This window comes from Rhodococcus sp. P4_C10, assembly GCF_056402135.1.
Genome location: NZ_JBFUHZ010000032.1, coordinates 51431 through 62901, shown reverse-complemented (window position 1 = coordinate 62901; position 11471 = coordinate 51431). Strand labels below are relative to the sequence as shown.

9 protein-coding genes and 3 pseudogenes are annotated in these 11471 nt (G+C 69.1%); 5 read left to right on the top strand and 7 right to left on the bottom strand.

Features of this window, described 5'->3' with window-relative positions:
• The first annotated feature begins 25 nt into the window (after positions 1-25).
• Positions 26-652, top strand: a complete 627-nt coding sequence (locus AC1DWC_RS19595) for a dihydrofolate reductase family protein (RefSeq protein WP_477910689.1) — start codon at positions 26-28, stop codon at positions 650-652.
• A gap of 25 nt (positions 653-677) precedes the next feature.
• Here the strand turns inward: AC1DWC_RS19595 and AC1DWC_RS19590 are convergent, their stop codons facing one another.
• Positions 678-1904, bottom strand: a complete 1227-nt coding sequence (locus tag AC1DWC_RS19590) for a winged helix DNA-binding domain-containing protein (protein ID WP_477910687.1) — start codon at positions 1902-1904, stop codon at positions 678-680.
• 352 nt (positions 1905-2256) lie between these two features.
• On the opposite strand from AC1DWC_RS19590, the pseudogene AC1DWC_RS19585 reads away from it, so the two are divergent.
• Both AC1DWC_RS19585 and pip read left to right on the top strand, forming a co-directional pair.
• Positions 2257-4089, top strand: a pseudogene (locus tag AC1DWC_RS19585) (thioesterase domain-containing protein); the annotation flags it as partial.
• Positions 4090-4123: 34 nt separating this feature from the next.
• Positions 4124-5083 carry a prolyl aminopeptidase gene (gene pip / locus AC1DWC_RS19580; protein ID WP_477910685.1) on the top strand — a complete coding sequence of 320 codons (960 nt, stop codon included), beginning with the start codon at positions 4124-4126 and terminating at the stop codon, positions 5081-5083.
• Between the two features lie 660 nt (positions 5084-5743).
• Here pip and AC1DWC_RS19575 read toward each other — a convergent pair.
• Positions 5744-6475: an alpha/beta fold hydrolase gene (locus AC1DWC_RS19575; protein ID WP_477910683.1), complete on the bottom strand. Its 732-nt coding sequence runs from the start codon at positions 6473-6475 to the stop codon at positions 5744-5746.
• A gap of 73 nt (positions 6476-6548) precedes the next feature.
• On the opposite strand from AC1DWC_RS19575, the gene AC1DWC_RS19570 reads away from it, so the two are divergent.
• Positions 6549-7247 carry a helix-turn-helix transcriptional regulator gene (locus AC1DWC_RS19570; RefSeq protein WP_477910681.1) on the top strand — a complete coding sequence of 233 codons (699 nt, stop codon included), beginning with the start codon at positions 6549-6551 and terminating at the stop codon, positions 7245-7247.
• A 22-nt stretch (positions 7248-7269) separates the two neighbouring features.
• On the opposite strand, the pseudogene AC1DWC_RS19565 reads toward AC1DWC_RS19570, so the two are convergent.
• The 3 genes and pseudogenes from AC1DWC_RS19565 to AC1DWC_RS19555 form a co-directional block, all read right to left on the bottom strand.
• Positions 7270-7485: pseudogene (locus AC1DWC_RS19565) on the bottom strand (Tn3 family transposase); the annotation flags it as partial.
• A 25-nt stretch (positions 7486-7510) separates the two neighbouring features.
• Positions 7511-7834, bottom strand: a pseudogene (locus tag AC1DWC_RS19560) (DUF4158 domain-containing protein); the annotation flags it as partial.
• 90 nt (positions 7835-7924) lie between these two features.
• Positions 7925-8845: an alpha/beta fold hydrolase gene (locus AC1DWC_RS19555; RefSeq protein WP_477910679.1), complete on the bottom strand. Its 921-nt coding sequence runs from the start codon at positions 8843-8845 to the stop codon at positions 7925-7927.
• Between the two features lie 106 nt (positions 8846-8951).
• Between AC1DWC_RS19555 and AC1DWC_RS19550 the strand changes: the two genes are divergently transcribed.
• The gene (locus AC1DWC_RS19550; RefSeq protein WP_477910677.1) at positions 8952-9575 is read left to right on the top strand and encodes a TetR/AcrR family transcriptional regulator; all 624 of its coding nucleotides are present in this window, start codon (positions 8952-8954) and stop codon (positions 9573-9575) included.
• A 26-nt stretch (positions 9576-9601) separates the two neighbouring features.
• Here the strand turns inward: AC1DWC_RS19550 and AC1DWC_RS19545 are convergent, their stop codons facing one another.
• Both AC1DWC_RS19545 and AC1DWC_RS19540 read right to left on the bottom strand, forming a co-directional pair.
• A complete protein-coding gene (locus AC1DWC_RS19545; protein WP_477910701.1) occupies positions 9602-10552 on the bottom strand; it encodes a diiron oxygenase in 951 nt (316 codons plus the stop codon).
• Positions 10553-10617: 65 nt separating this feature from the next.
• Positions 10618-11451 (bottom strand): prephenate dehydrogenase/arogenate dehydrogenase family protein, encoded by an 834-nt coding sequence (locus AC1DWC_RS19540; protein ID WP_477910699.1) that lies wholly within the window; start codon positions 11449-11451, stop codon positions 10618-10620.
• Between the last annotated feature and the right edge of the window lie 20 nt (positions 11452-11471).

The window sequence follows — 11471 nt, the reverse complement described above, 5'->3', positions numbered from 1 at the left end:
CGGAACGGGAGAAGGGAACGGCGACATGAAGCTGACGACCACCACGTTCGTCTCGGTCGACGGGGTGATGCAGGGGCCGGGCGGGCCCGACGAGGATCGCAGCGGTGGGTTCGAGCGGGGCGGATGGACCGTGCCGTACTTCGACCACTCGGGCGCGACGTTCGTCAACCAGGTCTACGGGCGCGCAGACGCGTTCCTGTTCGGCCGGCGGACCTACGAGATCTTTGCCGGTTACTGGGGGGCGATGGCCGATCCGGGTGACAACCCCATCGCGGTGCCCTTGAACACGCTGCCCAAGTACGTGGCTTCGACCACGCTCACCGACCCGCGGTGGGCGGACACGACTGTGCTCGCCCGCGACGTCGCGGCCTCCGTCGGCGAGTTGAAGGCGTTGCCCGGTCGGGAGCTGCAGGTGCACGGCAGCGGCGCCCTGATCCGGTGGCTGCTCGCCAACGACCTCGTCGACGAGATGAACCTGCTCACCTTCCCCGTGGTCGTGGGCGACGGCACGCGACTGTTCCCCGGCACCGGCCCGGACATGGCGCTCGAACTGGTCGAAACGCGAACCACCCCAAGCGGAGTGACGATCCAGGTCTGCCGGCCCGCTGGGCGCCCGCAGTACGGAACGGCCACGGCGGACATGGGCACGTGACCGGCAGCTCTCCGCTCCGCGACGATCACTGTGCCGCGTCCTCGAACTTGACCTGTACCACCGATGCCCCGCGGATCTCGCCGACGCGGTCGGCCTCCACGCGCAGCTGTCCGTGGAGCTCGCTGCGCAGCGACCGGAAAGTCGTCACCGTCAGGGACAGCGTCCGACCGCTCTTGCGGGGCCGCCAGGTTCCGACGATCGTGCCGTCGGCCAGCACCGCGCCGGGCGCGCCGACCGACTTCCACACCTCGCGATGGTGTTTCGCGTCGACGATGGTGTCCCGATCACGCATTTGGGTGTAGGGGTCGCCCGGCGGTAGCAGCCGCACCCCGCCCGCCGGGGCCGCCGGCGACCGCAGGGCGTCCAGATCGTCGGCGAGGATCCACGCCCGGCTGCCGTCGCGGTCGACGGGGGTGAGCTCGCCCTCCAGCATCTTCCACCACGGGTCCGTGTCACCGGCGTGGACACCGACCCACCCGGCGAAATTCTTGGGCGTGGACGGGCCGTAACACTGCAGGTAGCGACGCAGCAGGCCGGCGCGGGCGCTGTTGGGCTCTGCCTTCGGCAGGGGGCGGCCCAGCCACTCCTCGAGCAGGACGAACGGCGCCTTGTTCCGGCTCCGCGGCGCGATGCAGACGATGCCGCGCAGCGCCAGCATCCGGATGCAGAAGTGCACGACGCCCTCACCGAGCGAGCTGTTCGCCTTGTAGGGGCCTACCGCCTGCCAGGTCTTGCGTTGGGCGGGCGAGAGTCTGCCCGCAATGCGCTCGGCCAGTTCTTCGCCGAGTTGGTTGATTGCCAGCTGCCGTCCCGACAGCACCGCCCCGATCTCCTCGGCGGTGATGTCGACCGCCTCGTCCAAACCCATCCGGAGCTTGGTCAGCGCCCCCTCGACGCCGATGATCAGGTGCACTCGCGCCGTTTCGGTGGCCGGCAGGACACCGGTGGTGAAGACAGGCGCGTCGACGGTCGGGAAGTAGAACGGCGCGCCGCGCATGCACCAGGTCTGCAGCAGACTCTTCTCCTCACCGACGAGGCGGTCGAGGCGGTCCGGTGTCACGGCCGCGACGCGGGCATGCAGTGCCAGCAACGCCGAACCGGGCGGACTGTTCTGAGTTCCGCACGCACCCGCCACGTCGTGCAGCTGGTCGGCCGGCTGCCGACCGGTGAGATGGTGCGCACGGAGCCGGAACGCGATGACGTCGCTGGTTCGCACCTTGGGGGCGGTGTCGGCGTTCTTCCGAGCTGTCACTGATCGCCTCCCGGGACGGATTCGACGGTGACCCATTCTGCACCCGATGGTCAGCGCGCCCGAATCACCGACGATTTCCCGTGATCGGCGTTCGGGCGCGGTCGTCGTGTCATGATCGTCGCGTTCTGAATCCGGGGTGGGGACGAATGCCGGGTTCTGTCGGTTGCGCATCTGCGCTGGCGCCGGGTCGCAAGAAGGGCCGGACGTCACCGCCAGGGGAGGGAATGACTGAATGACGAACGGACAGTTGACCAGCGGGGACGGGGCTCAGGCCGGTACCGCACGAGCGGATCGCGGCACCGCCCACGCCCCGGAATGTCCCGGCTGCACAGTTTCTCCGGACTGCACAGTGGCCTCGGGCGCGCGGGTGGCACTGCCGGACGGCCGCCACGCGTGGGAGCTGCCGGCATCGGCCGTCTCCGACTTCGAGGACCTGGCCACCACCGTTGCGGCACAGGTGCTTCCGCAGGCCTCTGTCGTCGCGTCCGTGTGCCATGGCGACGTGCCATCCGCGGGGACCCTAAGCGTGACCTTGCTGCGGCACCCGGGTGGGGCATCGGTTCAGGTTCACTGCAGGTCCGAGGACGCCACCTCGGTTGTCGTGAATGCGGCGGGATTTGCGCTGCTGTGTGAGGCCGTCGTCTCGTCGGGCGAGGAGATTCCGGAACCGGTCGTTGCGGTCACGGCAACGTCGGCGGGGGTGGAGGAGCTTCCCGAAGTGGTCGACATCCTCGGCGACCGGTGGGACCCGACGGGGTCGCAGACCATCGACGACCGGCTGACTCTCATCGTCGCCGAGTCCATGGGCTACGCGGCCGAGGACCTGCCCGCGGAGATCCCGCTCATCGAGCTGGGTCTCGACTCGCTGATGGCGGTGCGGATCAAGAACCGCGTCGAGTACGAGTTCGACATCCCGCAGTTGCAGCTCGCCGCGGTCAAGGACGCGAGCCTGCACGACGTCGCACAGTACCTGCGCTACGCCGTGGAGAACCGCGACGAGGTGGCGGCGCTCGCGGCGAAGCAGCAGCTCGAACGGGAGGACGTGCAGGTCGAGGCCCCCGGACCGGTGGCCGAGGACGTGCCCGCCGGGTCCGGCGACATCGACGTCCCGCCGCGCGMCGCGGCGGAACGGCTCGCCTTCGCGACGTGGGCGGTCGTCACCGGCAGGTCCGCGAAGAGCATCTTCGCGACGCTGCCGATCCTCGACGACGTGACCGCGGAGAAGTTGGCCGCGCGCCTCACCGAGCGGGCCGGCGGCGACATCACCGTCGACGACGTCCTTGACGCCGAGACCATCGAGCAGCTCGCCGAATCCGTGCGCCGGCACCTCGAGGACGGCCTCAGGATCGACGGCCTCGTCCGGACCCTCCGTCCCCGGGCCGAGGGCTCGAACGCCGTGCCGGTGTTCGTGTTCCACCCGGCCGGCGGTTCGACGGTCGCGTACGAGCCGCTGCTCAAGCGCCTGCCGGCCCACACCCCGATGTTCGGTCTCGAACGTGTGGAGGGGCCACTCGAGGTACGCGCCGAGGAATACGTCCCCCTGCTGCGCAAGATCCAGGGCGACGGCCCGTTCGTGTTGTACGGCTGGTCCTTCGGCGGCGCACTCGCGTACGCGGTCGCGAAACGACTTCGCCAGGAGGGCGCCGACGTCCGGATCGTCGGCCTGATCGACACCGTCCTGCCCGGGGAGAAGGTCGAGGACACCCCGGAGGAGGTCAGGGCCCGCTGGCAGCGGTACGCCGCGTTCGCGAAGAAGACCTACAACGTCGACGCCCCGCTGCCCTACGACCAGCTCGCCGCCGCCGGCAGCGACGAGGAGCAGGTCAAGATCCTGATGGACCTGCTCCGGATGAGCGGCGCCAAGATCCCCGCCGGCATCATCGAGCACCAGCGCACGTCGTGGCTCGACAACCGGGCCATCCCGGCCACCGACCTCGACGATCCCTACGACGGCAATGTCGTGCTGTACATGGCCGAGACATACCTGGACGACCAGATCGCGCTCGAGCCGGCATTCGGGACAAGGCGGCCCGACGGGGGCTGGGGCGGAGCCGTGAAGAACCTGGAGATCGTCCACGTCGGCTGCGACCACGTCCAGATCGTCGACGAGCCGTACATCGCCGCGGTGGGAGCCGACCTGACGAACAAGCTGGCCGCGATCGAGGGAGTGTCGTCGAGGCGCTGAGCCGTCGCCTGTGCGCCGCTGCCAGACTCGACCCATGGTTGAGCGATACCCGGCCGTGGATCCGTACGCTTCCGGTCTCCTGCCGGTTCCCGAGGGCCACCTCCTGTACTGGGAGACCGTCGGCAACCCGGCCGGAATCCCCGCGGTCTACCTGCACGGCGGCCCAGGGTCGGGCTGCACACCGGGAATGCGCAGGTTCTTCGACCCGAACGCATTTCGTGCCGTGCTGTTCGACCAGCGAGGCTGCGGCCGCAGCCGGCCGCGGGCCGACGCTCCGGACTACGACCTCGCGACCAACACGACGGCGCGTCTGGTCGCGGACATCGAACGACTGCGTGAGCATCTCGGGATCGAACGGTGGTTGGTGGTCGGGGTGTCCTGGGGCGTCACCCTCGGGTTGGCCTATGCCCAGGCACATCCCGACCGGGTGCTCGCGATGGCGTTGGGCGCGATCACCTCGGGCAGTCGCACGGAGGTCGAGTGGATCACCCGCGACATGCGCCGGGCCTTCCCGAGGGAGTGGGAGCGGTTCATCGAGCCCGTGCCGGCCGCCGAACGGGAGGGGAACCTCGCGACCGCGTACGCGCGACTGCTTGCCCACCCGGACCCGGCGGTTCGCGAGGAGGCCGCACTGCGCTGGTGCGAGTGGGAAGACACTCACGTCTCCCTGGTCCCGGGGTGGGTGCCGAGCCCGAGATACCAGGACCCGACGTTCCGAATGATCTTCGCGCGCATGGTCACCCACTACTGGGGCAACGACTGCTTTCTCGCCGGCGACCTGATATGCGACGGCATGAACCTGCTGGCCGGGATACCCGCCGTGCTCGTCCACGGCCGATACGACGTGTCCGGGCCGCTCGACACGGCCTGGGAACTCGCCCGCAGATGGGCGACCAGTCGGCTGGTCGTGGTCGACGATGCCGGCCACGGCGGCGGCAGCTTCTTCGACCAGTTCATCGCTGCCATCGACTCGTTCGCCGTCCCGCCCGCGTGACGTCGGCGACCCGGCGCCAGAGATCGTCGCGGCACCGGTTGCCTTTCTCGCCGGGGTCGCCAACACGAGTACGGCCCGTGCATACCGGACCGCGCTGAACGCGTTGGCAGCGTGGTTCGGGCCGTGCAGTTCGCTGGCGGTCTTGGAGGGTGACGCCGGCGCGGACCGGGTATCCGCTTGGTTCATCGATCGGTGGGGCACGTCGGCGCCGGCGACGTTCAATGCCCGGTTGGGCGCCCTGTCGTCAGCCACCTCGTGGTGGCGTGGTCAGGAATGGCTCACCGGCGATCCACTGCGACGGATCCGGCATCGGCCCCGCACTCCGGATCGAACCCGGGCGCTGACCCACGCCGCCGAGGACGGTGCGAACACTTCCACACTGCTGGCCTACTCCGGTCACACCTCGGTGGCCTCGCTCGCGCGCTACGCCCGAGTGTCGCCTGAAGGTCTCATCCGATGGCAAGCAGGCCGCGACCCCGCTGCACGACGACGTTGAGTTGTAGGTCTACCCCTTCAGGTAGGGCAACGGCCTCGACGACGAGACGGGCGACCTTTGGGCGATGCCGTGGGGTGTGGGCGGCGTTGGCGCCAGACACGAGGTCGTTCAGGAACGGAAGGGGGCCAGCCGATGTGACTGGCCCCCTCATGTCAATTCGCGGTTCAGCTGACCCGGAAAGTCACTTCGGCGGCGATGAGCTGTGCGAGGTCGTCGGAGCGACTCCACATGGGCCAGTGGCCGGTCGGGAGATCGATAAGGTCAAGGTGCTGAAGGTTCGCGACCTCGGCGAACATTGGATGACCGGCGTTGGCCAGCTCCATCAGCTGTGCGCTCGGGATCGAGCAGCACACGACCGTGGTCGGGACCTGCAGACGTGCATCGTTGGTGAGTTTCACTGGCTGGCGAAGCACGGGACCGGGCTCCGGGACGGCCCGTGCCCGGAAGCGCTCGAGAACGTGACGGCTCAAGCCTTCGAGGCTGGCCTGCTCCTCGAGCGCGTCGAAGGGTGGCAGGGGCAGCTCGTCTAGATCGTCCGGCATGTCTGGAGCGAAGACGCTTCCGGGCGCTACCGGCCCGCTGTCAACCCAGACCACACGGCGGACGAGCTCGGGGCGCTGATCGAGCACAAGGCTTACCGGGGCGTTGGCTCCGCTGTGCGCCACGATGACCACCGGCTGTTCTTCGGAAGCGGCGGCCTGTTCGATCGCCGCTGCCTGGTCGTCGAGTGACCTGAACGCTCGTTCGCGGTCGCCCTCATCTAGGCCGGGAAGGGTCATCGGGATGGCTCGCCGGCCGGCAGCGGTCAGGTGTTCGACCACCTCGTCCCACGCCCACGCCCCCAGCCAGTGGCCGGCGATCAGGATGATGGTTGGTTCGCTCGTTTTGGTCGTCATGCTGCGATGCTCACATGCCCCTAGGACAAGGGTGTGTCACCATTTCTGACATGATTTTCGCTGGGGTGCAGAAGTGAAGCGGGCGGAGAGGCTCCACGCACTGTCCGAGATGCTGCGCCGCGCCGGTTCCCGTGGATGCACTGCTGAGCGACTGGCGGCGGAGTTCGGCGTGTCGGTGCGGACAGTCAAGAGAGATCTCACCGCCCTCGAGAACAGCGGTGTGCCGATCTGGTCGCGCCCGGGGCCTGGCGGCGGCTACGGTCTAGCCGCTCGGGCGAGCCTCCCGCCGGTCAGCCTGACCCCCGCGCAGGCGGTGGCGCTACTCGCGGCCGTCTCAGCTGCCTCCGATGCCCCTTATGCAGACCTGGCCTCAGCTGGCGTTCAGAAGATCCTGGACGTCCTCGACCCCAGGACCCGAACGAAAGCCGACGAGCTCGCGAGTCGCGTTTGGGTGGACACACCATCGTCTTCCGTTCGCGCGGTCAGATCGGCACTCGAAGAAGCGATGGCCGAGCAACGCGTCGTGCGTATCCGTTACATCTCGCGTGACGACAGCAAGACGACCCGCGACGTCGAGCCGGTCATGTTCGCATCCAGAAACGGCCGTTGGTACCTGATCGGCTGGTGCCGGTTACGCAGCGATATCCGGTGGTTCCTCGTGACGCGAATCGAGCACGCCAGCGTGACCAAGATTCCCTGTAGTAGCCACAGCATTCAGGCGGTTGGCATTCCCCCAGCGACGGCAAGGTCCGTGCAGAGCCGAGGTGAGTGAGGCGATCAATCAACGTCTCCGGTCAGTACGTCTGGTCGCGTAGGGGGCGTAGTCCTCCGGAGAGGTCGTCGGGGAGTTGGAAGGTGTACTTGCCGAGCATGTTGATGTGGCCGCGCACGAAGGGTGAGAGACGGGCGACGTCTTCGTCGCGGACGTCGAACCCCCTCGTGCGTAGTTGGGTGAGGGCGGCGTCGGTGTAGCGGGTATTCCACAGCACGACGGCGTTCAGGACCAGGCCGGGGAACCAAGGACGCGTCGAACAGCACCTTCGGGCCATCCCCGGTCGTCCACGCCCGCGCATCGATCCAAGCCCGTAGCTCTGCCTCGGCGTCGGTGAACTCCCGCAGGCCAAGGACCTGACGCAGCTCCCACACATGCTCCAGCCGCGTCTCCTCCCTCTCGCCGTACGCCTTCAACACCGAGGGATCGCCGACACCAAGCTGACCCGTGAGGTAGTCGACCACCGCCGTCGGCGCAGCAACAGAGTCCTCCAGGAACACCCCCAGGTAGCGCACACTCGCCAGCTGGACCGCAAACCCGAGACGGTTGTGCTCACGAACAAGGCTGCCGAAGACTCCGCCCGTCACCGGTCCGGGGTCAGAACTCCCTCCGGCTCGTCGACGGCTTAGCGCCGGTCTCCGGTCCGATGTTCCTCAACCCCCGATCCCGGTCAACGATCACGGCGCCGGACTGTCGCGATTCTGAGCGCGGACGACGTCCGCTTCGACGGAACTGTCGTGCTGCCCGAGGAAGGTCAGGATTCGGGGGATCACGCGATCCGGGATGTGTCCCAGGATGCCGTGGCCGGTGCCGGCATAGATCTCCACCTCCGCTTCAGGTAGAAGATCAGCCAGCCGCGCGGCCACCTGCTCGGGGTTGGAGACCACGGTCTCGGCGCCGGAGATCACGAGCATCGGAACCGCGATCGACTGCACTTCTGCATCCTCGAGCATCCGCGCCCACCCCATACCGGGCCGGTAATTCAACGCCTCCTTGGCGAGGGCGAACTCGAGGTCGCCGAGGACGTACCCGGGGGACATCCAATCGTTGAGCTTGCGGATATTTTCGTCGGTGCGGCGCATCCCGGCGCGGATCATCTTCAGCAGTACCCGCCACGAGGGCTTGTCGAAGACTCCTCCCGGCTCGATGAGTGTCACACTCGCCACTCGTTCAGGGGAATGGAGTGCTACGAGAGCGGCGTGCCACGCGCCCTGCGAGTAGCCGACCAGGTGGACACGGTCGACCCCGAGTTCGTTCAATACCTCGCTGACCCAGGTGGCGAAGTCGGATTCCCCTGTCAATGGCGCGGTCTGGACGCTGCGGCCCGCGGTGCCGATCGTGTCCAGCGCATATACGACCCGGTCTCGGCACAGATCCTCGATGACGATGTGCCATTGCAGACAGTTGGCCCCGAGAGCGTGCACCAGGACGATCGGCGTCTGGGTGCCGGTCCCCGACTTACGGACATGGGTGGTTCCGAACGATGTCGGCACCTCGAGTTGGGTCGACGGAACCGGCCAGCGTCCTTCCAGTTCCCGGTAGACGCGGTCGTACGCCTGCTTCGACGCGTCGTTCTTGAACCGTCCGATCTTCGGCATGCGTTCACCTTTCGTTGCATCATTTTGGTGGTATGAACGTATCACCATTGCGATATGCGCGTACCATCAACGGGTCAAAGCCACTCGATGCAACCGGGAGAGCCTCATGCCGCGACTGGTCGACCACGAAGTGCGGCGCCGGGAGATCACCAGCGCAGTGCGGCGAGTCGTCGTCGTCGGCGGCCTCGAGTCGGTGACGTTCCAGTCGGTTGCCGCCGAGGCCGGGATCTCGGTCCGGCTCGTGCAGTACTACTTCGGCACGAAGCGGGAGTTCCTCCTCGCGACCCACCAGTCCGTGCGTACGGACGCGGGCGCTCGCCTGATGCGGGCGTTGTCCCTGCTGGGACCGGAAGCGTCACCCCGCGGGGTCGTCACCGCGTTCCTGGTCGGGATGCTTCCACTCGACGACGAACGCCGCGAGGAGGCCATCGTGCTCGGTGCCTTCCATGCCGCGGCGCTCACCGGTGGGGGAATCGCCGCCGACGAGACCCTGGCAGCACCGCGGGAGTTGGTGGCGCTCATCGCCGGCCAGCTTCGGCGGGTGACCGACCCCGACGCGGTGACGCCGCCGATGGACCCCGACCTCGACGCCGAACTCATCCTGGCGGCCGCCGGCGGGATCGCACAGGGGATGCTCCCCGGCTACGGCACGGCGGAGCAGGCGGTCCAGCTCGTCGAGCGCCTCCTCGACCGTGTGCTCGGACCGGAGAGTCCCGGTACCGCTGGGTAGCGGGCGACTCGGGTCGCTCAACGGCGTCACCAGCTGTCGGGGACGTCCGCACCCGCGCCGATCGACTCCATCAGGCGGCGGATCGCACTGCAGTCCTGGACCAGTCGGCTGTCGCCGGGGCCGAAGGCCGTGTCCGCGACCAGCGCCGCCGCGCCCGGCACCCGCTCCGCGGCGAGGATCGCCGACCAGGTCGAGAAGTCGGTGCCCGTGAAGGCGTCCACGCCCTCGACGAGACCGGCCACCAGGATTCGCCGGTCGTCGGCGTTCAGGTGCTCGTAGACCAACGACGTCAGCTCCGCGGCGACGGACGCGTGCGCGCGCTCGTCGCGTCGGTGCAGCACCACGGTGGCCTTGTTCACCGGCTGCAGGCCCGGGTCGTCACCGATCAGGCTCAGGTACGCCCCGATGGACGTCTCGGCGACGGTGGTGAACGCCAACGCCGTCAGCGCCGCGGCGCGGGGGTCCGCGTGCCGGGCGACCGCGTCCCGGTGCCTGCGCACCGTCAGCCCGTGGGGTAGGGCTGCGTCGGACAACCACCTGCCGCGGTGCGCGCGGGTCAGCGCGCTCGCGTTGAGGTGCATCAGGCTGTGGTACTGCTCGTCGACCATCGCCTGCACGGTCGCCGCCCGCAGGGTGTCGCCGAGCCCGGTGCCGAGCCCGTCCTGGAACAGCAACTGGAAACCGGGATTGACCACGTGCTGCTCGATGTCGATGACGTTCTTGTTGTAGGCGATCCAGCCCCAGGCCCGGATCCGGTCGCGGGTGCCCTCGTCCAGCTGCCGGTAGCGCGGGTCGTCCCGGAACGGGATCAGCGCCTCGGGAAAGTCCGCCTTGGCCGGCTCGAACAACGCGTCCAGGTCCGGTTCGGTGCGCCGTACGGTGGCCCGCCTCGGCCAGCTGCGGGCCAGCCCGCGAATCACCGCGCTCTCCACCTCGTCCGACGGGTCGAACTCCGGCAGTGCCGGGACCCTGAGCAGGATCTCGGCGGTTTCCTCCCAGTCCCCGGACTCCTCCCAGGCGCCGGCCTCGTCCCAGCCCCCGGTCACCGGCCGACCTCCGATGCGGCCTCGGGAAGCAGGTCGCGGAACAACCGGGCACACAGGTCCGCGTACCGCTCCGCGTCGGCGCCCAACGGCACTCGCGCCGTGGCCAACAGGTCCTCGAACTCGGCCTGCGTGCCCTGCTCGCAGACCTGGGAGAGCCGGGCGAGGCCGTCCGCGAGCGCCGCCCGGGCCCGCGGCGCCGACGGGTTTGCGGCTTGTACGTCCCAGTACACCTCGGGGCTGCCGAGCCCGATCCGGGCCAGCAGGGCCAGCGCCACCGTGTGCGGCGGCGGCGCCGCGGCGGCCAGCCGCTCCGCCGGCACCCCGAGGTCAGCCAACGCCAGCCCGAAGGCGAGCACCGCCGCGTGCGTCGCCGCCTGGGTAGCCGCGCACAGCGTGTCGTGTTCCTCGGCGCTCAGTCGCACCAGCGCGGCGCCGGCGCCGGCGAGCAACCCGAGAAAGGCGTCGACGCCGGGGCCGTCGTGGTGGACCACCACGGAGACGGGGCGGCCGGCCATGCCCAACGAGGGCGCGAACATCGGGTTGATGCCCACCGCCTGTACGTCCGGTGCCGAGCGCCGCAACGCCGCGGCGAACCGGGTCTTCACCGACAGGGTCTCCACCAGCAGCGTCCCGGGGCGCAGGAATCGCGGCAGCGTCCCGGCGGCGGCGAGGGCCACCGGTTCCGGCACCGCGAGCACCACCGTCGAGGCGGCGCCCACCGCGTCGGCCAGCTCCGGCGCACCACTGGTGACGTCGCCCTGCCGTCGCGGGTCCCGCGGGTCGAGGGGGAGCACCTCCGCGCCCGCATCGCGCAGCAGGCCGACCAGCATCGTGCCCACCGCACCGGCGC